Source organism: Streptomyces sp. NPDC029526 (genome assembly GCF_040637405.1).
Classification (GTDB): Bacteria; Actinomycetota; Actinomycetes; order Streptomycetales; family Streptomycetaceae; genus Streptomyces.
In genome coordinates this window covers 1-19,495 of record NZ_JBEZWE010000014.1, presented here as the reverse complement: position 1 = coordinate 19,495, position 19,495 = coordinate 1, and the positions used below count along the sequence as shown (strand labels likewise).

The window sequence follows — 19,495 nt, the reverse complement described above, 5'->3', positions numbered from 1 at the left end:
GGCCAAAGGGGTGTGACCTGTGTCACATGGAAAAGTTCCTCGGGTGGGAAATAACCGGGGAGCGTCTCCCCGTTTAGACCTGTGTTCGCGTGAAGCGGGGAATCAGTCCCCGGATCGCGGAGCCGACCCGACTGTCAGGAGTGCATCGTGCAGACCGCCGAACCCGCACAGCGCAAGACGCCCCGGCCGCGCGCCGACGCCGTGCGCAACCGGGAGCGGATCGTCGCCGCCGCCCGGGAGATGTTCGTCGAGCACGGCCCCGACGTGCCGCTGGACGACGTCGCCCGCCGGGCCGGTGTCGGCAATGCCACGGTGTACCGCAACTTCCCCGACCGCGACGCGCTGATGCGCGAGGTCGTCTGCTCCGTGATGGACCGTACGGCGCGGGCGGCCGAGCAGGAGCTCGCCGAGACCGGGGATGCCTTCGAGGCACTGGAGCGGTTCGCGCACACGTCCGCCGACGAGCGGATCAGCGCGTTGTGCCCGATGATCTCGAGCACCTTCGACCAGCACCACCCCGACCTGGAGGACGCGCGCCGGCGCGTCGAGGACCTCGTCGCACAGCTCATGGACCGCGCCAAGGCGGCCGGACAGCTCCGTGCGGACGTGGAATTCGGCGATCTGCTGGTCGGCATCGCGCAGTTGAGCCGGCCCCCGGCCGGTACGGCCTGCATGAGCGCCGACCGTTTCGTCCACCGTCACCTGCAGCTGTTCCTGGACGGGATGCGGGCCCCGGCGCCCGGCGTCCTGCCCGGCACGGCCGTGACCGTGGAGGTCCTGCGCGTTTCCTGAGTCGTGGACAGTGACCCCGACCCCCACCCACTCCGTCCGAGTCGTTCCGAGGAGTTTCCGAGCCGTCCCGCCACCACGTCAGGCGTGAGACCACTCCCTCTTTGACCTTTCCAGCACGATCTCTGACCTTTCCAGCACGATCTCCGACCCTTCCAGGACCATCTCCGACTCTTCCCGGCACGATCGGCGGGACCGTCCGTCCTACGCCGTGACCGGCTGCCGTGACCGGCTGCCGGGAAGCGACGCCGGCGTCCGTCGTGCGGTGCGACGTCGGTCACCCGGTGGCCGCCGCCGACCGACGCCATCGTCGGTGATGCGCCGCCGTCGTCCGCGGACGTTCCGGCGCCTCTGGTCTCGGGCGCGCCGGTGGACGTCGTCGGCCGACGAGCCGTCCCCTCTCGCCCATCCGTCCCGCCCATCCTCCTCATCCGTCCCATCGCTTCCTTGCGACGTTCCGAAGTGGGTACTCCCATGTCTGAATCAGCCTCAGCAGCAGCACCAGCATCAGCAGCAGCACCAGCGTCAGCACCAGTGGCATCGGCAGCACAAGCGGCAACGGCCGGGACACCTCGTCTGCGGGCCGATCCGGAGGCGCCCGACAACAACCGGTGGAAGGCGCTCGTCTTCATCGCGCTCGCCCAGCTGATGGTCGTCCTGGACGCGACCATCGTGAACATCGCGCTGCCCTCCGCCCAGCAGGATCTGGGCATCTCCGACGGCAACCGCCAGTGGGTCGTGACCGCCTACGCCCTCGCCTTCGGCGGGCTGCTCCTCTTCGGCGGCCGGATCGCCGACCTGTGGGGCCGCAAGCGGGCCTTCGTGCTCGGACTGGGCGGGTTCGCCGCGGCCTCCGCGCTCGGCGGGGCGGCCACCAACGAGGCGATGATGTTCGGTGCCCGTGCACTGCAGGGCGTGTTCGGCGCACTGCTCGCACCGGCCGCGCTGTCCCTGCTCGCGGTGATGTTCACGGACGGCAAGGAGCGCGCCAAGGCGTTCGGCATCTACGGGGCGATCGCCGGTGGCGGTGGAGCCGTCGGTCTGATCCTCGGCGGCTTCCTCACCGAGTATCTGGACTGGCGCTGGACGTTCTTCGTGAACATCCCGTTCGCCGTGATCGCCGCCGCCGGCGCGTACCTCGTCATCCGTGAACCGGCCGGGGGCCGCAACCGCTCGCCGCTCGACATCCCGGGCGTGGCGCTCTCCACGTTGGGCCTGGTCGCGCTCGTCTACGGCTTCACCCGGGCCGAGTCGAACGGCTGGAGCGACGGTGTGACCGTCGGTATGTTCGTCGCCTCCGCCGTCCTGCTCCTCGCGTTCGTGCTCGTCGAGTCCCGAGTCCGGGCACCCCTGCTGCCGCTGCGCGTGGTGACCGAGCGCAACCGTGGTGGGGTCTACCTCTCGCTCGGCCTGGCGATCATCGCGATGTTCGGCCTGTTCCTCTTCCTGACCTACTACCTGCAGGTCGTGAAGGGCTACTCGCCGGTCAGGACCGGCTTCGCCTTCCTCCCGATGATCGCGGGCATGGTCACCGGTTCCACGCAGATCGGCGCCCGGCTGATGACCCGGGTCGCGCCCCGGCTGCTGATGGGCCCCGGCTTCCTCGTCGCCGCGGTCGGCATGCTGCTGCTGACGCGGCTGGAGATCGATTCGTCGTACGCGGCCCTGCTGCTGCCCGCGATGCTGCTGCTCGGCCTCGGTATGGGTACGGCGTTCATGCCGGCGATGTCCCTGGCCACCCTCGGCGTCGAGCCCCGGGACTCCGGAGTCGCCTCCGCGATGGTCAACACCTCGCAGCAGGTGGGCGGTGCGATCGGTACGGCCCTGCTGAACACGATCGCCGCCTCGGCGACCACGGCCTACGTCGCCGACCGCATCGGCGGGGCGGGCAGCCGGGCCGAGCAGCAACTGATCCAGCTCCAGGGCCAGGTGGAGGGCTACACCAGCGCGATCTGGTTCGCCGTCGGCATCCTCGTGGCGGCCGCGGCCATCGCCACGGTCCTCGTCAACGCCGGCCGTCCCGGCGGTACCGCGGCGACGGCCTCCTCGTCGACGCTCTCCTCGGCGACGGCCTCCTCGTCCGGCCCCGGCCAGGACACGAGGGTCCGGGCCGGGGCGACGAGCAAGGGTGAGGAGGGGGCGGAGGCGTCCGTGCCGGCCGTCACCCACTGACGGGCGTGACGTGTATGACGTGCGTGACGCGCATGACTGCGTGACGTGCGTGACGTGCGTGACGTGAGCTGACGTTCACTGACGTACTTGACGTACAGCAGGCCCCGGCACCGTTCCCGCACGGTGTGGTCGGCGTCCCGCCCGCCGTCGTCGCAGACGGCGGGCGGGCTCCACCGCAGACGGAGGGGTGGGCTTCACCCTCCACCACCACCGCAGACGGAAGGGTGGGCTTCACCGCAGCCAGGGCAGGTCTGCTCCCGTTCCGGTCGGCTGCAGTCCCTCGGCGATGATCCCCATGATCTCGCCGAGGGACTTCTGCTGTTCGGGGGTGAGCCGGTCGAAGACCGCCTGGCGGACGGCCTCCACGTGGCCGGGGGCGTGCCGGGCCAGCACCTCGTGGCCCGCGTCCGTCAGTACGGCGAACTGGCCGCGCCTGTCGGAGGGGCAGTCCTCGCGCCGTACCCAGCCGTTCCTCTCCAGACGGGCTATGGCGTGCGAGAGGCGGGACCGGGTGATCTTCGCGGCCATGGCCAGTTCGGTCATCCGCAGCCGCCGCTCCGGTGCCTCGGCGAGCTTGACCAGCAGCCCGTAGTACACGTGCGGCATGCCCGCGTCGCGCTGGAGCTGACGGTCGAGGTGGTCCTCCAGGAGCGTGGTGGCGTCGATGTAGGAGCGCCAGACGCTCTGCTCGTCGTCGCTCAACCAGCGGGGTTCCTCGGCGTGTGCCGGTTCGGGTGCCGTCGTCATGAGTCCACTGTACGCCTTCTTCCTTGAAGATTAAACGAACTGTGTGTACAGTCATGCTTGAAAGTTGAGATTTAAAGCAAATTCGGCAGGGTGCGCCGATCCCGAGCGACCGCTGCGCGTCGATGCCCCCTACTGCCGCCGAAAGGAGTCGTCGTCATGACCGCCGCCGCCACGCAGGACCGCATGCCCGCCCTCTATCTGAGCCACGGTGCCCCGCCGCTGGCCGACGACCCCGTGTGGCCGGGGGAGCTGGCCGCCTGGTCCGCCGACCTGCCCCGCCCCAAGGCGATCCTGATCGTCTCCGCCCACTGGGAGGAGGCCCCGCTCGCGCTCGGCGCCACCGAGACCGTCCCCCTCGTCTACGACTTCTGGGGCTTCCCGGAGCACTACTACCAGGTCACCTACGGTGCCCCGGGGGCTCCGGCGCTGGCCGAGTCGGTCCGCAAGCTGCTGCGCGCCCCCGGCATGCCCGTGACGGACGTGCCCGACCGCGGCCTCGACCACGGCGCGTACGTCCCGCTGGTCGAGATGTTCCCGGCGGCCGACATCCCGGTCCTCCAGGTTTCCATGCCGACCCTGGACCCCGTGAAGCTGATGGAGATCGGGCGCCGCCTGGCGCCGCTGCGCGACGAGGGCGTGCTGATCATCGGCTCGGGGTTCTTCACCCACAACCTGGCCGCGCTACGACAGGGAGGCATCCCGGGCTGGTCGGCGGAGTTCGACGCCTGGGGCCGGGAGGCCCTCGACGCGCGTGACGTGGACGCGCTGCTCGACTTCACCCGCAAGTCCCCGGCGGGCCTGCTCGCCCACCCGCGCACCGAGCACTTCGCCCCGCTCTTCGTGACCATGGGCGCCGCGGACGCCGCGGGGGAGCTCGGGGAACAGAAGTCCGTGATCGACGGGTTCTGGATGGGGCTGGCGAAGCGGTCGGTGCAGTTCGGCTGAACGGTCCCCTGAGCGGTCGGCCGCCGCGGTCCCCTGAGCGGTCGGCCGCCGCGGTCCTGGGCGGTCGGTCGCGCGGTGCGAGGAGCGCGCGGAGCGTGCGAGGGTCCGGACGGCGCGCGGGTCACGCGGGTCGGGTGGCGGGCGGGTGCGTTGTGGTGTCTGGCCCCCCGGATGCCCCCGGACCTGTGTCCGACTCGACACCCGTGGCAACCATCAACCGGTACGAGCCGTCTTCAGGGTGGGAGAGCAGCCGGGGGCGCAACTCCACCCGAGTGAAGGGTGCCGTGTCGCATGTGATCGCCGTCTCACGGGCGTGGTGGCTGTGCAGGTCGGTGGGAGCCTCCGGATCCTCCTCCGTGCCCGGCCTGACCTGGACGTCTGTCCCTTCCGGCGGCATCGCGCCTCCCGCCGCGCGGCCGACAGGGTACTGCATGATCAGAAAAATCGAAGGGCAGGTTGGGAATTCTGTCCTGATTCCAGTCGTTGTTTCCTACGGATGCAGGGCACCCGAGCAGAGTCCGAAGAGACCCGAGAGACCTACGAGGAAAGTGCCGAGCGTCCGCATCACCCGCTGACCTCACCATCGCAAGGGAGCTCGCATGGCAACCCGTGCCGTCGCCCGTCGTCAGTCCGCCAACGGCGAGACGGTCGCCGCGGCAAGCAGTGTTCGCGCCCAGGGCGGCGAGATCGCCGACCGCGACCTGGTCGGCATGTACCTCGACGAGATCGCGCGCACGCCGCTGCTCGACGCCGCCAAGGAGGTCGAGCTTTCCCAGATCATCGAAGCGGGTGTGTTCGCGCGACAGATCCTGGACGGCCAGGAGGAGAACAAGGTCGGAGCCACCCCCGAGGAGCTCCAGGCCCTGGTCGACGACAGTGAGCGGGCCAAGGACATCTTCATCCGCTCCAACCTCCGCCTGGTGGTCGCCGTCGCGCGCCGCTACCCGCGCAGTGGCCTGCCCCTTCTCGACCTGATCCAGGAGGGCAACGCCGGTCTGGTGCGCGCGGTCGAGAAGTTCGACTACCGCAAGGGCTTCAAGTTCTCGACCTACGCCACGTGGTGGATCCGCCAGGCCATCACGCGCTCGATAGCCGACCAGTCCCGCACCATCCGCCTGCCCGTGCACCTCGTGGAGGAGCTGGGACGGATCCGCCGCGTGCAGCGCGAGTTCAACCGCGAGCACGGCCGCGACCCGGAGCCCACGGAGATCGCCGCGGAACTCGGCTCCACGCCGGAGCGTGTCACCGACGTGCTCGACTGGGCCCGTGACCCGGTCTCGCTGAACATGTCGGTGGACGACGAGGGCGAGACCCAGTTCGGTGACCTCCTGGAGGACACCTCCGCGGTGTCGCCCGAGCAGTCGGTGCTGACGCTGCTGCGCAGCGAGGAGCTGGACGACCTGATCGGCCGCCTCGACCAGCGCACGGCGTCCATCATCAAGATGCGGTACGGCATCGAGGACGGCCGTGAGCGCACGCTGACGGAAGTCGGCAAGGAGCACGGACTGACCCGTGAGCGGATCCGTCAGATCGAGAAGCACGCGCTCCTGGAGCTGAAGAAGCTGGCCCGCGACACCGGCTTCGACGCGGTGGCCTGACCCCTCGGGCGTCCGGTGTCGGGCGTCCGGAGCGCCACCCCTGCGGCGAGACCCTCCCTCGGCGGCCGGCCCGTTCCCCCCGGGCCGGTGCCGCCGGGCGCGCACGGTGGCGGAAGACCGCGCAAACAATGGCGGTTCCGCGCCGCTTCAACCCCCGGAGCGCCGGGAAAAAGACACCCGAGCAGGGCCACCGGGCCACTGGGCCCGACCGTCAGCACGACGACCGAGTACCGACACACGATCCACGTACGACGCACGACACGATCCACGTGCGACGCACCGACACGGGCCTACGTCCGACGTCCACGTTCACGTCCATGTACCGAGGGGCACGAGGCCCCGCCGAGTATGCCGCCGCGACGCCTCACTCACCAGGGATCGCGCCGCGAGCGAGCACCAGACACCAGGCACGGCACGGCCAAGCACCCAGCACGGCCACCAAGCACTACAGCACTACGCCACACGGAAACGAAGCACCGCACCACGACCGCGCACGGCACGACCACCCGCCCGCGCGGCATCGTCCGATGAGCCTCGTCCCGGCGCACACCCCCCCCGGCGCCGGGACGTCCCCAGCCGGGCTCGGCGCCCTCCCCCCGGGCGCCGGGCCCGGCTTTTCCGTCGCCCTGTGATCTGCCGAAGGCCTCAGGACGGCCGTCTCAGCCGTGGCGAGCGTCATGACGGTGCAGGGGACACGGCGGTGTAGGGCGTGTGGGTGTCACGGGGAAGTGGGGGCGTGCATGGAGAGCGGGCCACCCCGAACCTGAACCCCGGGGTGGCCCGCCAGATGGCAGATTGTGCCACATGGGCATAGCCTGCCGGGCGTGAGCAGCACCACCCCGACGCCGCCGTCCTCCCCGAGCCCGGTTCCACCGGCGTCGAACGCGCCCCCGTCCGCTTCGCCGTTCCCGGCGGCCTCCCCGTCCCCGTCGCTCCCCTCGTCCCCGACGCTCTCCTCGTCCTCCTCGCCCTCGCTCACCGAGCGGCGCAAGGCCGAGACCCGCATGACGATCGCCCGCGCGGCGGCCGGCCTCTTCGTCCGGCAAGGGCTGCGGGCCACCCGGGCCGAGGACATCGCCCATGCGGCAGGGGTCGCCCCGCGGACGTTCTACCGGTACTTCGCCACCAAGGAGGAGGCCATCGCGCCGCTCTACGAGACCGGTGCCGGGCGCTGGGTGGAGGCGGTGCGGGCGGCTCCGGCCAAGGCGACCGTGCCGCAGGCGCTGGAGAGCGCCGTACGGCACACGCTGACGCCGGGTGTCGGGGTGTCGGAGGCCTCGTGGGAGTGGATGCGCACGCTGATCCGGCTGGCCGGCTCCGACCCGGTGCTGCGCAGGGTGTGGGCGGAGGTCTGCCAGGCCTCCGACCGGGCGCTGGCCGACGTGCTGGAGGAGCGGGTGGCCGGGCGTCGGAAGGCGCCGGGTGGGCCGGGTTCCGCGGAGAGCGACAACGTTGCCGTCCGGTCGCGGCTGAGGTTCGCCGCCGCCGTCGCCGGTGCGGCCGTACGCACCGCCACGGAGGGCTGGGCGGCCGGTGACGGCCCCGCCGAGGGCAGCCAGGGGCCCGCCGAACTGGCGGTCGCCAACCTGGCCGCGCTGCGCCACTTCCCCTGGGACGACATCGCAGCCGACGTCCACTGACGGCCCGTCGGCCCGTCGGCCCGTCGGCCCGTCAGACCGACGGCGCGTCGGCCAGAGGTCCGGCGGCCCGAGGTCCGGTGGCGCGACAGTGCATCGGCTACGCGACTGTGCGTGCTGTGCGGCTCGACGGGTTCGACAGTGCGTCGGCTGCGGGACTGTACGGTCAGGTCGTCCAAGCGGTCCATGGCGTCCGCGCGGCCCACGCGGTCAGTGGCGTCGACCCCCGTCCATGGCGTCCACGCGGTCCATGGCGACCACGCCGTACGCACGCACCGCCTGCGGCACGACCGCTGAGGTCACCTCAGTCGATGGTGTGACGGGTGCCGTCACCGCGGGCCGGTGAAGCCGGGGTGTCGCCCGCCGCCCTGGTCATACGCGCACCCAGGTTCCGCACGCACTCCACCAGTTCCGGCGGCCCGTGCACGGTGAAGTCGTGGCCGAGGAGCAGCAGGCGGACGGCCATCCACTCCTTCACGTCTCCGACCGTGGCCCGCAGCCGGCAGCTGTGCTCGTCCTGCGGTTCGGGCGTGCCCAGCCAGGGCGGCAGGTGCGGCGCGACGACGTCGGCCGGAGCCGCGAAGGTGACGTCGAGGGCGTAGGACTCCTGCTGGCGGTGCATCGACTGGCGCAGGTACTCCGCCGCGCTGCCGGTGGGCAGCTCGCGCGGAGCGAAGCGAGCTCCCGTCGCGAAGGGCTCGCTCACCCGGTCGACGCGGAACGTGCGCCAGTCGGCGCGGTCGAGGTCGTACGCCACGAGGTACCAACGCCGTCCGGTCGACACCAGCCGGTAGGGCTCCGTCAGGCGCCGGGACTCGGTGCCGTCGGCCGCCCGGTAGGCGAAGCGGAGGCGTTCGTGCCCGGCCACCGTGGATGCGATGACGGTCAGCGTCTCGGGCGCGATGTTCGCACCGTCGCCGCTGGTGAGGGGCGTGGTGGCGGCTTGGAGCGTGCTGACGCGGTGGCGCAGTCGTCCGGGCAGGACCTGCTCCAGTTTCGCCAGCGCCCGTACGGACGCCTCCTCTACGCCTTCCAAGGCGTGTCCGGCGCCCGCACGCAGGCCGACCGCGATGGCCACCGCCTCCTCGTCGTCGAGCACCAGGGGCGGCATCGCCTTGCCGGCGACGAGGCGGTAACCGCCCTCGGAGCCCAGGGTCGCCTGGACGGGATAGCCGAGTTCGCGCAGCCGGTCGATGTCGCGCCGGACCGTACGGCGGGACACCCCGAGGCGCCGGGCGAGCTCGCCACCGGGCCATTCACGGGGTGTCTGGAGGAGGGAGAGGAGGGTCAGCAGCCGGGCCGGGGTGTCCGTCGTCATGCGTTCCACGATGCCTCACGAATAGGACCTGATCTGACCTATATGACTCATAGCTTCGGGACATGACCTACACGGACTCCACCTCCGGCACCGATCCGGGTGCCGGCTCCGGCCCCGCCTCGGCCCCCACCTCCCGCTCCCGCAACGGCGCCCGCAACGGCACCCGAAACGACTCCGGCAACGCGTCGGGCAACGAGTCGGGCAGCCGCCCGGGCGACGCCACGGGATCCCGGCGGCCGGAGGCAGCCCACCACGGCCCAGGCCCGTCGGCTTCAGGACCGTCCCCCGCGCCCGCGCCGGCCGTCGCGTCGCCCACGGACCCGGCGGAGGTCACCCCGAGCCCCGCTCCCGGCGACCGGCGGCGCTGGTTCGCGCTGGCGATCGTGATGACCGCCGCCTTCATGGACCTCGTGGACGTCACCATCGTCAACATCGCCATCCCGACCATCCAGCGGGACGAGGGCGCCACCTTCAGCCAGATCCAGTGGATCACCGCGGGCTACGCGCTCGCCTTCGCCGCCGGCCTGATCACCGGTGGGCGGCTGGGCGACATCCACGGCCGCAAGCGGGTCTTCCTCCTCGGCGTCGGCGGCTTCACCGTCGCCTCGGCCCTGTGCGGGTTCGCCGTCAACCCGGACATGCTGGTCGCCTCCCGCATCCTGCAGGGCGCGACGGCGGCGATGATGGTGCCGCAGGTGCTCTCGATCGTGCACGCCACCTTCCCGACACACGAACGCGGCAAGGTCTTCGGGCTGTTCGGCGCGATCGTCGGTCTCGGCGCGGTGTCCGGGCCCCTGCTCGGCGCACTGCTCACCGAGTGGAACCTGTTCGGTCTCGAGTGGCGGCCGATCTTCCTGATCAACCTGCCCGTCGGCATCGCGGCACTGCTGCTGGGCAGCCGCTACATCACCGAGTCGAAGGCCCCGCGGGCGATGAAGCTGGACCTCGTCGGTGTCGGACTGGTGACGCTGGGCCTGTTGATGCTGCTCTACCCGCTCACCCGCGGTCGCGAACTGGGCTGGCCGCTGTGGGGGTACGTGTCGATGGCGGGTGCGCTGGCGGTGCTGGCCCTGCTGGTGGCGTACGAGCGGGGCAAGGGGGCGCGGGACGGTTCCCCGCTGATCGAGGTGTCCCTGTTCCGGATCAAGAGTTTCGCGGCGGGCATCGCCGTCCAGACGGTGTTCGGCGTCGGCCTCGGCGTCTTCTTCCTGGTGTGGACGCTGTACATGCAGGTCGGCCTGGGCTGGAGCGTCCTGCGGGCGGGTCTGACCGGGGTGCCGTTCTCCATCGCCGTATCAGTGGCGGCGGGGATGTCGGTGCAGCTGCTGGTGCCGCGCTTCGGGCGGAAGGTGCTCCAGGCGGGAGCGCTGGTGATGGCCGCCGGCGTGCTCCTCTACCTCTGGGAGTCCGCGCGCTACGGCCTGGGCATCTCCTCCTGGCAGATGGCGCTGCCGCTGGTCGTCATGGGCGTCGGCATGGGACTGATCGTCGCTCCGCTGACGGACGCGGTGCTCTCGGAGGTGCCGCACGCCCACGCGGGATCGGCGTCGGGTCTGATCAACACGGTGCAGCAGATGGGCAACGCGCTGGGCCTCGGCCTGGTCTCGGTGGTCTTCTTCGGCGTGATCGACGAACCGCTTGCCGCTGCCGAGATCGGCCCCGCCTTCGTCGACGGGTTCGAGTACGCACTGGGCTGGGTGGCCGTCCTGCTGGGCCTGATGTTCCTGCTGATGTTCGCGCTGCCCGGGCGGCCCGCCCAGCACATGGAGGGGGCAGCGGAGAAGGGCGGGGCGCGTGCCGTCGACGCGTCCGACTCCGGTGACGGTGGCCGTGCCGAGGGGGTCGCGGGGAAGCCGGGAGGAGACGACCTGCCGACGGAGGAACGGAAGCCGGAGTACGTGCCCTGACACAGGATCCGGAGCGCGCGTCCTGACAAAGGATCCGGAGTACGCGTTCTGACGCGGGATCCGGAGCGCGCGTCCTGTCCCGAGGGACCGGTGCGCGCCTCCGGCCCCGGGAGTGCGGGGCGGGCCGGAGCGGGGGAGACGGGGGCCGCATCAGACGAGAGCCGGACGTAGGGCCGGGCACCCAGGTGGTGCCCGGCCCTACGGCGTCATCAGGTCGGGGCCTCGGCCGGAGCGGTGCCCGCGTCGGGCTGAGCCGGGGCCGACGACGGACTGAGCCCGGGCCTACGTCGGGCCGAGCCGGGGCCGACGACGGACTGAGCCCGGGCCTGCGTCGGGCTGAGCCGGGGTCGACGTCGGGTTGAGCCGGGGCCTGCGTCGGGCTGAGCCGGCGCCGACGTCGGGGTGAGCCGGGCCTGCGTCGGGATGAGCCCGGGCAGCTGCCCGATCGGCAAGCAGGCCCGAGCGGCGGGCAGGTGGGCCTGAGCCGAGACCGGGCCGGACCGGCAGGCAGGCAGGTGGGCCGAGACGAGCTGCTTCAACCAGGCTGCTGCGTGTACGCGGGAGGGGCAGGGACACACGGGGGCCCCGGGCCGCGTCCCGCGAGGCAGAGGAGCGGTGGGGGAGCGAGGGTGGGGGGCGCGTGGTGGGCGAACGGGTGCTGGGCGGCGAGTTGCGGGGCGAACGGGTGCTGGGGGAGCGCGGCGGAGCGTGCACCGTCCCGCTCCCGACGGCCTCCCGCCTCCCCTCTCCCGGCTCTCGGCTCCCGCCCGCAGCGCCCGTACGCCCGCCTCCCGCCTCCCGCCTCCCGCCTCCCGCCTCCCGTCTTCTCCTACCTTCCGGCGATCCGGGCGCCGACGGAAGTCCGTTCATGCCCGAGTGCGCCCGAAGGTGTTTACTTCCTGCACATCCCGGCTTACGCTTGAAAGCGAAACCACACGTTCGGGCACGGTTCGGAGGTGAGCGGGCATGTACGCACCGGAGCGTCAACAGGCGATCATGCGTCTGGCCCGGGAGAGCGGCCGGGTCGACGTGGTGTCCCTGGCCGAGGAGTTCCAGGTGACCGCGGAGACGATCCGGCGGGACCTGAAGACGCTCGACCGGGCGGGTCTGGTCCGCCGGGTGCACGGCGGAGCCATCCCTGTCGGGCGGCTCGACTTCGAACCGGACCTCGCCGAGCGCGAGACGACCGCAGCCGACGAGAAGGACCGCATCGCCAAGGCCGCCCTGGCCGAGATTCCCGCCGACGGTACGGTCATCGTCGACGCCGGGTCCACGATCGCCCGGCTCGCCGGCTCGATCCCGGTGGAAGTGTCCCTCACCGTCGTCACCCACAGCCTCCCCATCGCGGCCCGCCTCGCCGACCACCCCGGCCTGCAACTCCACCTCGTCGGCGGACGCGTACGACACCGCACCCGCGCGGCCGTGGACGCCTGGGCCCTCCGTGCCTACGGCGAGATCCGCGCCGACGTGCTGTTCGTGGCGGCCAACGGTTTCTCTCCCGAGCACGGACTGACCACGCCGGACCTGGCCGAGGCCGCGGTGAAGCGTGCGGCCATGGCCGCCGCGCGCCGGGTGGTGCTCCTCGCCGACTCCTCCAAGCACGGACAGGAGCACTTCGCCCGCTTCGGCGACCTGGGCGACGTGGACCTGTTGATCACCGACAGCGGGCTGAGCCCGGACGACGCCCTCGCGATCGAACGCGGCGGCACGGAAGTGGTACGCGCATGATCGTCACCGTCACCCCCAACCCCTCCCTGGACCGCACCTACGAGGTGCCCTCGCTCGACCGCGGTGAGGTCGTCCGGGCCACCGGCGAACGGGTGGACCCGGGGGGCAAGGGCGTCAACGTCTCCCGGGCCGTGGCCGCGGCCGGCCGGCGCACGGTCGCCGTGCTCCCCCTGGGAGGCGCGCCCGGCGCCCTGGTCGCCCAACTGCTCGACGCCCAGGGCATCGAGGTCGCGCCGGTCCCCGTCGAAGGCCCCACCAGGTCCAACATCGCCCTGGCCGAGTCGGACGGCGTACTCACCAAGATCAACGCGCCCGGACCGGAACTGAGCGCGGCGGAGCAGGAGTTGCTGCTCCGCACCGTGTACCGGCAGTCCGCGGGCGCGGACTGGATCGCCTGCTGCGGCAGCCTGCCGCGCGGCCTGGATCCCAGCTGGTACGCCGAGGTGGTCACCCGGGCGCACTCGGCCGGCGTACGCATCGCCCTGGACACCTCCGGACCGGCCCTGACCGCGGCGTTGAGCGGACGGCCGGACGTGGTGAAGCCCAACGCGGAGGAACTCGCCGAGGCCGTCGGCCGCCCCCTCGCCACCGTGGGCGACGCGGCCAAGGCCGCCGGCGAGCTGCGGGAGATGGGCGCCAAGGCGGTGCTCGCCAGCCTCGGCGCCGACGGGCAGTTGCTGGTCGACGCGGACGGCACCTGGTTCGGCACCGCCCGCGTGGAGACCGTCCGCAGCAACGTCGGCGCGGGCGACTCCTCGCTCGCCGGGTTCCTCATCGCCGGCGGACGCGGGCCGGAGGCCCTCGCCTCGGCCGTCGCCCACGGGGCCGCGGCCGTCCAGACCCCGGGCAGTGCGATGCCGGCCCCGAGCGACCTCGATCCGTCGGCCGTGACGGTCACCGCGGACATCCCGGTCGACCGTGCGCTGAAGGAGCCGGTCACATGACGAACCTCGATCTGCCGGCCCGGCCCGTCCGGTCGCCCGTCCAGCCGCCCGTCCAGCCGCCCGTCCGGTCCGTCCGGCCCATGCGGTCCCTGCCGCCGGTGCCGCTGGTGCAGCCGGTGCCGCTGGTGCCGTGCACGAGCGATCCACTGTCCCCCGTTCTTGCCTCCCCCCACCGCATCCCCGTCCCCTCCCCCGCCCACAGCACCTCCCGGGCGATATGCGTGCGAAGGAGCCCGCGATGAGCGACATGATCACCGCGGACCTGGTCGACCTCGACCTGTCCGCCGACACCAAGGAAGCGGCGGCCCGTGCCCTCGCGGAGCGCATGGTGGCCCAGGGCCGGGTGACCGACCTGGACGGCTTCCTCGCCGACGTGGCCGCCCGCGAGGCCCAGATGCCCACCGGCCTCGACGGAGGCATCGGCATCCCGCACTGCCGCAGCGAACACGTCACCGAGCCGACGCTGGCCTTCGGGCGCAGCGCCGGCGGTGTCGACTTCGGAGCGGCGGACGGCCCCGCCGACCTGATCTTCCTCATCGCCGCCCCCGCGGGTGCGGACGACGACCACCTGACCATCCTGTCGTCGCTGGCCCGGCAGCTGATGAACGCCGAGTTCACCACCGCCCTGCGCGAGGTCACCGACCCGGCGGGCGCGGCGGCACTCATCCGCGGTGACGCGTCCCCGGCGGCCACGGACCCGGCAGCCGACGCGGGCTTTACGAAGCCGGAGAGCACCGCACGGCCCGGTGGAACCCCGGGAGCCACCGACTCCGTGGCGGCACCGGCGGCGGCCTCCGCCGGTGCCGCCACGGGCAGCGACCAGGACCCGAAGGGCACCACCGGCCCGGCCGAAGGAACCAGCGCCACCACGGCGACCACCGGCCCCACCGGTACGGCACCCGCCGGTGCCGGTGCCGGTGCCGGTGCCGGTGGGGCCGGTGCCGGTGCCGATGCCGATGCGGAGGCCCCTGCGGGGACCGCCGGCGACGATGACGCCGGTGCGTCCGGGCGGCGCCCCTTCCGGATCGTCGCCGTCACGTCCTGCCCCACCGGTATCGCCCACACCTACATGGCCGCCGAGTCCCTGGAGAACGCGGGCCGCGAGGCGGGTGTGGAGGTCGCCGTCGAGACCCAGGGGTCGGCGGGCTTCACCCGGCTCGACCCGGCGGTCATCGAGGCGGCCGACGGCGTGATCTTCGCCCACGACGTCCCCGTCCGCGAGAAGGAACGCTTCGCCGGCAAGCCCACCGTCGACACCGGGGTCAAGGCGGGCATCAACCGCCCCGCCGAACTGATCGCCGAGGTCCGGGAGAAGGCCGAGCGCGGAGAGGCCACCGCACCCGCGGCGGGCGGCGGCACACCCGTCGAACGCGGCGCCGCATCGAGTGACGGCTACGGCACGAAGCTGCGCAAGTGGCTGATGTCCGGCGTCAGTTACATGGTGCCCTTCGTCGCCGCGGGCGGCCTCCTCATCGCCCTCGGGTTCGCCATCGGCGGCTACGAGATCAACGAGGCGCCGTCGGTGATGGAGCACTTCCTGTGGACCGAGGCGGCGAGCTGGGGCGCGTTGCTCTTCCAGATCGGTGGCGTCGCCTTCGGCTTCCTCGTCCCCGTCCTGGCCGGTTACATCGCCTACGGCATGGCCGACCGGCCCGGCCTGGTGCCCGGCTTCGTCGGCGGCGCGATCTCGCTCACCATCAACGCCGGCTTCCTCGGCGGTCTCGCGGCCGGTCTCATCGCCGGTGCGGTGGTGATCGGGATCCAGCGGGTGCGGATCCCGACGGCCCTGCGCGGCATCATGCCGGTGGTGGTGATCCCGTTGATCTCCTCGGCGGTGGTCGGCTTCCTGATGTTCGTGGTGATCGGCAAGCCCATCGCCGAGGCGCAGAAGGCCATGACCGACTGGCTCAACGGCCTCACCGGCACCAACGCCATCCTGCTCGGCACCCTCCTCGGCCTGATGATGTGCTTCGACCTCGGCGGTCCCGTCAACAAGGTCGCCTACACCTTCGCCACCGCCGGGATCGCGGTCGCCAGTCCCAGCGACTCCGCCATGAAGATCATGGCCGCGGTCATGGCGGCCGGCATGGTCCCGCCGCTGGCGATGGCGCTGGCCACGACGGTGCGCGGCAAGCTGTTCAACCGGACCGAGCGGGAGAACGGCAAGGCGGCCTGGGTTCTGGGCGCCTCGTTCATCTCCGAGGGTGCCATCCCGTTCGCCGCGGCCGACCCGCTGCGCGTCATCCCCGCCTCCATGGTGGGCGGTGCCGTGACCGGCGCCCTGTCCATGGCGTTCGGCGCGACCCTGCGGGCGCCGCACGGCGGCATCTTCGTGGTGCCTCTCATCGGCAACCCGCTGCTCTACCTGGTCGCCATCGCCGCGGGCGTGGTCGTCACGGCGGCCCTGGTGATCCTCCTCAAGGGGCTGCGCAAGCCGGTTGCGGCAGGCGCCGACGGTGCGGGCGGCAAGGGTGAGGCCGCCTCGTCGGCTCCCGCCGGGCAGCCCGTGGCCGCCTGACCACGCGACGTACCGTCATGCGGCCATCCGGGTGGTCTGCGGCATTCATGCCGAGTGCGAGATAGATCACCTTCATCACGGTCCGGGGCCCTCAGCCCCGGACCGTGGTGTGTACTGGGCCGCATGCCTGAGCACGACGCGATCTCGAAGGCGGCGGACCCGACTGCCCTGACGGGCGCTGCTGCCCTGACGAGCCCGACTGCCCTGACCAGCCCGGCTGTTCTGAAGAGCACGACTGCCCTGTCCCTGGCAGCCCTGGCCACCGTGAGCTGCGCGGCCGGCCTGGCCACCGTCCTGCGCCGTCGCGCCCGTCGGGGCCGTCGCGGCCGTCGGGGCAGTAGTGCCGGGAGCGCCCGGCGCGGCTTCTCCGCCGGAGCGGGACAGCAGCGCACGTGGATCCCGGCAGGGCTGGGCCGCCGGGTGAAGGGCGCCGGCCCGCAGCCGCCCCACCTGCCCTCCGCTGGTACCGGACGCCGTGGCAAGAGGCAGTCGCTGCCGACGATTCCCCGGCAGCGTCAGACCGGTCCGCGGGCGGAGGTCGTCACCCTCAGCCCGGCGGAACGCGCCGCCTTCGCGGGCCTGGTACGCCGCCTCGCCGACGACGACCGCTGAGCACGCCCGGCTTGCCGTCAGCCTGCGGTCGGCCTGCCGCCGGCGGTCGCCGAGTGCCCAGGAGCGGCCAAGGGCTCCGCGAGGCAACCGCCCGGCCCCACGGCATCGGCGATACACGTGCCCCGAACGGCGCTCGCCGCTTCTAGGAGACCTGCGCGGCCCGGCGCTCCATCGCGTCGCGCGCGGCATCCTCGGTCACGTACACCTCGCACATGTGCCGCCCGTCGGGCGTGGCCGTGTGCTCGACCTCCCAGAGGGAGATCTCCGCGCCGTCACGCAACAGGAACGCGTGCTCGTACAGCGCGAAACACAGGCCCGACCGGCCCGAGTACGACGGACGGCCGAACGCCTGCGTGATCTGGTGCGCGAAGGCCGTCCTCAACAGGGCCGCCGTCCGCGCGTCCGGCCGGTCCGCGTTCTCCGCCCGGCGCAGTAAGCGGCGCGCGTGGTCCGCGGAGTCGTCCGGCACATAGGCCGGCCTGGGCAGGGGCATCGCGGGAAGCTGCACCACCACCGGAAGCTCGAACTCCGGGGCGTCCGGAGGCAGCGGCAGACGAGCGGTTGCGGTCCGCAACTCCTCCTCGTCCACATACACCTCATGCTGGGGTTCCCCGTCGCGAGCCGTGTTGTGCACCAGCTCCCACAGCGTGAGCGCGGAACCGTCGGCGAGCAGCCAGGTGTGGCGGTACGTCTCCCGGTGCAGGCCCGCGCTGTGGTGCGCGGAGTGCAGCGAGCCGTCATGGGCCAGCGCGCAGTCGAGCCGTGCCAACGTCTCGTCCGGCAACTCGAACGAGTTCAGGGCACGACCGAGGAGCCGCGCGAGGTGCTCCTCCGGAGACTCGGGCGAGTCGGACGGTTCGTACGCTGCCGCCTCGTACGGAACGCTCAAGGTTTCTCCCGGCGTTGCTGCATGTCACCTTGTGGGTGCATACCGTAGCCCCTCGGTCGGACATCATGTCCGGGAACCGAGAAAACGTACGCCGGGAAAACGGGCGGGCCGCGCGAGAAATTCCTACCCGGCCTGACAGGACGTCAAAACTTGCCGCCGAGCCGTGGGTTGCGGCGACGGATCGACGGTGCGGCGCGCCGTCAGACCGCGCTGCCCGCGATCCACCTGCTCCACTCCATGTTCCAGCCGTTGAGGCCGTTGTCCGGTGAGACCGCCCTGTCGGGCGAGTTCTTCACGACCACCACGTCACCGAGGAGGGAATGGTCGAAGAACCACTTGCCGGGCGTGTCGCCCTGCGCGCCCCGCACGTCCGCCAGCCCGACGCACCCGTGACTGGTGCCCTGCCGGCCGAAGGGAGGGTTGCCCTTGTCGTACCAGTAGTTGCCGTGGATGAAGGTTCCGCTGGTGGTCAGCCGCATCGCGTGCGGCACGTCCGGGATGTCGTACTCGGAACCCATGCCGACCGTCCGGCTGTTCATACGAGTCCGGGTGAACTTCTCGGAGATCACCATCTGCCCGTTGTAGGTGGGATGCTGGGCATCACCCGTCGAGATCGGGATCGACTTGACCGTCTTGCCGTCCCGCTCGACCGTCAGGGTCTGGGTGTTCACGTCCACAGTGGAGACCTGTGACCGGCCGACGGTGAAGGTGACCGTCTTCTTCTGCACGCCGTGCACGCCGTCGGCGCCCTCGACACCGTCCAGGTCGATCTTCATCGTGACCTTCGAACCGGCCTTCCAGTACTCCTGGGGCCGGAAGTCCAGGCGCTGCGCGCCGAACCAGTGCCCCACCACCTTCTGCCCGCTGCTGGAGGTGACGGTGATGTGCGACTGCACGGCCTTCCTGTCCGTGATCGCCTTGTCGAAGGTGAAGGACACGGGCATGCCCACGCCGACCGTGGTGCCGTCGTCCGGGGTGTAGGTGCCGATGAAGCTGTCGTCGGGTGTGACGGTGGTGAAACGGGAGTCGGCCGACGACGTGCGGCCCTTGTCGTCCTTCGCCGTCGCCGCTATCCGGTACGTCGTCCCGCGCTCCAACTGCTTGCCGGGCTTCCAGGCGGTTCCGTCGGACGAGAGCGCACCGGCCACGGCCTCGCCCGAGTCGGCCACGATCATCTTCACGTCCGTCAGACGGCCCCCGCTCACCTTGACGCCCGTCGAGTTGATCGACGCACCGGTCGAGCCGTTCTCGGCGGAGATGGCTATCTTCGCGACCGACACGTTGCCTGCCCCGTCACCACCCCGGCCGCCCTTGCCGTCACGGGAACCGTCGGCCTGGGCGCTGCCGCCACAGGCGGTGAGGGTGAGGGCGCCGACCAGGAGGGCGGCACCGGCCACCAGTGCGCGCCGGGCTGCGTTGTCCGAGGTTGTCACGGGCTGCTCCAGATGCGAACGATGCGGGTGATCCACTCTGTACGCGCTCTACGCGCCCTACGCGGGGTAAGTGGAGTAAGCGGCGTACGCGAACGAAGAGGGGTCGGCTGTCCACCCGGGTTCCCTCCGACCCGTATGAGGACGGTGCCGTGACAGAACCGCGACAACGGGCTGGCGTTGCCCGCCGACGGAGCTTTCCCGACGGGCCCGGGAGGGGGGCCTCCCCCCTCCCCCTCCCTGGAGGACGACGATGTCGAC

Annotated in this window: 15 protein-coding genes and 1 pseudogene; 10 read left to right on the top strand and 6 right to left on the bottom strand. The window is 71.8% G+C overall.

Annotated features, from left to right (window positions below; translation table 11 throughout):
* Positions 1 to 147: 147 nt before the first annotated feature.
* Both AB0F01_RS24270 and AB0F01_RS24265 read left to right on the top strand, forming a co-directional pair.
* Positions 148 to 792, top strand: a complete 645-nt coding sequence (locus AB0F01_RS24270; protein ID WP_362099468.1) for a TetR/AcrR family transcriptional regulator — start codon at positions 148 to 150, stop codon at positions 790 to 792.
* A gap of 471 nt (positions 793 to 1,263) precedes the next feature.
* Positions 1,264 to 2,961, top strand: coding sequence for an MFS transporter (locus AB0F01_RS24265; protein ID WP_362099466.1), 1,698 nt, complete (start codon positions 1,264 to 1,266; stop codon positions 2,959 to 2,961).
* Between the two features lie 231 nt (positions 2,962 to 3,192).
* Here the strand turns inward: AB0F01_RS24265 and AB0F01_RS24260 are convergent, their stop codons facing one another.
* Positions 3,193 to 3,708, bottom strand: a complete 516-nt coding sequence (locus AB0F01_RS24260; protein WP_362099463.1) for a MarR family transcriptional regulator — start codon at positions 3,706 to 3,708, stop codon at positions 3,193 to 3,195.
* A 183-nt stretch (positions 3,709 to 3,891) separates the two neighbouring features.
* On the opposite strand from AB0F01_RS24260, the gene AB0F01_RS24255 reads away from it, so the two are divergent.
* A complete protein-coding gene (locus tag AB0F01_RS24255) occupies positions 3,892 to 4,653 on the top strand; it encodes a class III extradiol ring-cleavage dioxygenase (RefSeq protein WP_362099773.1) in 762 nt (253 codons plus the stop codon).
* Between the two features lie 190 nt (positions 4,654 to 4,843).
* Here the strand turns inward: AB0F01_RS24255 and AB0F01_RS24250 are convergent.
* A pseudogene (locus tag AB0F01_RS24250) lies at positions 4,844 to 5,050 on the bottom strand (GNAT family N-acetyltransferase); the annotation flags it as partial.
* Positions 5,051 to 5,252: 202 nt separating this feature from the next.
* Here AB0F01_RS24250 and AB0F01_RS24245 point away from each other — a divergent pair.
* Both AB0F01_RS24245 and AB0F01_RS24240 read left to right on the top strand, forming a co-directional pair.
* Positions 5,253 to 6,251, top strand: a complete 999-nt coding sequence (locus AB0F01_RS24245) for a sigma-70 family RNA polymerase sigma factor (protein ID WP_362099460.1) — start codon at positions 5,253 to 5,255, stop codon at positions 6,249 to 6,251.
* An 824-nt stretch (positions 6,252 to 7,075) separates the two neighbouring features.
* Entirely contained in the window at positions 7,076 to 7,891 is an 816-nt protein-coding gene (locus AB0F01_RS24240; RefSeq protein WP_362099457.1) for a TetR family transcriptional regulator, read from the top strand.
* A gap of 301 nt (positions 7,892 to 8,192) precedes the next feature.
* On the opposite strand, the gene AB0F01_RS24235 is transcribed toward AB0F01_RS24240, so the two are convergent.
* Positions 8,193 to 9,206, bottom strand: a complete 1,014-nt coding sequence (locus tag AB0F01_RS24235) for a YafY family protein (RefSeq protein ID WP_362099454.1) — start codon at positions 9,204 to 9,206, stop codon at positions 8,193 to 8,195.
* A gap of 386 nt (positions 9,207 to 9,592) precedes the next feature.
* Between AB0F01_RS24235 and AB0F01_RS24230 the strand changes: the two genes are divergently transcribed.
* From AB0F01_RS24230 to pfkB, 3 genes are all read left to right on the top strand, one after another.
* The gene (locus AB0F01_RS24230) at positions 9,593 to 11,113 is read left to right on the top strand and encodes an MFS transporter (protein ID WP_362099770.1); all 1,521 of its coding nucleotides are present in this window, start codon (positions 9,593 to 9,595) and stop codon (positions 11,111 to 11,113) included.
* A gap of 966 nt (positions 11,114 to 12,079) precedes the next feature.
* Entirely contained in the window at positions 12,080 to 12,841 is a 762-nt protein-coding gene (locus AB0F01_RS24225; protein ID WP_362099451.1) for a DeoR/GlpR family DNA-binding transcription regulator, read from the top strand.
* Positions 12,838 to 13,785, top strand: coding sequence for a 1-phosphofructokinase (gene pfkB / locus AB0F01_RS24220; RefSeq protein WP_362099448.1), 948 nt, complete (start codon positions 12,838 to 12,840; stop codon positions 13,783 to 13,785). Before AB0F01_RS24225 ends, pfkB begins: the two co-directional genes overlap by 4 nt.
* Here pfkB and AB0F01_RS24215 read toward each other — a convergent pair.
* Positions 13,778 to 13,921 carry a hypothetical protein gene (locus AB0F01_RS24215; protein ID WP_362099445.1) on the bottom strand — a complete coding sequence of 48 codons (144 nt, stop codon included), beginning with the start codon at positions 13,919 to 13,921 and terminating at the stop codon, positions 13,778 to 13,780. The genes pfkB and AB0F01_RS24215 overlap by 8 nt on opposite strands.
* Before the next feature lie 102 nt (positions 13,922 to 14,023).
* On the opposite strand from AB0F01_RS24215, the gene AB0F01_RS24210 reads away from it, so the two are divergent.
* Both AB0F01_RS24210 and AB0F01_RS24205 read left to right on the top strand, forming a co-directional pair.
* Positions 14,024 to 16,303, top strand: a complete 2,280-nt coding sequence (locus tag AB0F01_RS24210; RefSeq protein ID WP_362099442.1) for a fructose-specific PTS transporter subunit EIIC — start codon at positions 14,024 to 14,026, stop codon at positions 16,301 to 16,303.
* A 123-nt stretch (positions 16,304 to 16,426) separates the two neighbouring features.
* Entirely contained in the window at positions 16,427 to 16,915 is a 489-nt protein-coding gene (locus AB0F01_RS24205; protein ID WP_362099439.1) for a hypothetical protein, read from the top strand.
* Positions 16,916 to 17,057: 142 nt separating this feature from the next.
* Here the strand turns inward: AB0F01_RS24205 and AB0F01_RS24200 are convergent, their stop codons facing one another.
* Entirely contained in the window at positions 17,058 to 17,804 is a 747-nt protein-coding gene (locus tag AB0F01_RS24200; RefSeq protein ID WP_362099437.1) for a DUF6227 family protein, read from the bottom strand.
* A 200-nt stretch (positions 17,805 to 18,004) separates the two neighbouring features.
* A complete protein-coding gene (locus tag AB0F01_RS24195; RefSeq protein WP_362099434.1) occupies positions 18,005 to 19,237 on the bottom strand; it encodes an Ig-like domain-containing protein in 1,233 nt (410 codons plus the stop codon).
* Positions 19,238 to 19,495: the final 258 nt, after the last annotated feature.

Coding starts and splice junctions, on each gene's coding strand:
- pfkB (WP_362099448.1), top strand. CDS start 12,838: ATGATCGTCACCGTCACCCCCAACCCCTCCCTGGACCGCACCTACGAG.
- AB0F01_RS24210 (WP_362099442.1), top strand. CDS start 14,024: ATGAGCGACATGATCACCGCGGACCTGGTCGACCTCGACCTGTCCGCC.
- AB0F01_RS24230 (WP_362099770.1), top strand. CDS start 9,593: ATGACCGCCGCCTTCATGGACCTCGTGGACGTCACCATCGTCAACATC.
- AB0F01_RS24235 (WP_362099454.1), bottom strand. CDS start 9,206: ATGACGACGGACACCCCGGCCCGGCTGCTGACCCTCCTCTCCCTCCTC.
- AB0F01_RS24225 (WP_362099451.1), top strand. CDS start 12,080: ATGTACGCACCGGAGCGTCAACAGGCGATCATGCGTCTGGCCCGGGAG.
- AB0F01_RS24205 (WP_362099439.1), top strand. CDS start 16,427: ATGCCTGAGCACGACGCGATCTCGAAGGCGGCGGACCCGACTGCCCTG.
- AB0F01_RS24260 (WP_362099463.1), bottom strand. CDS start 3,708: ATGACGACGGCACCCGAACCGGCACACGCCGAGGAACCCCGCTGGTTG.
- AB0F01_RS24265 (WP_362099466.1), top strand. CDS start 1,264: ATGTCTGAATCAGCCTCAGCAGCAGCACCAGCATCAGCAGCAGCACCA.
- AB0F01_RS24245 (WP_362099460.1), top strand. CDS start 5,253: ATGGCAACCCGTGCCGTCGCCCGTCGTCAGTCCGCCAACGGCGAGACG.
- AB0F01_RS24255 (WP_362099773.1), top strand. CDS start 3,892: ATGCCCGCCCTCTATCTGAGCCACGGTGCCCCGCCGCTGGCCGACGAC.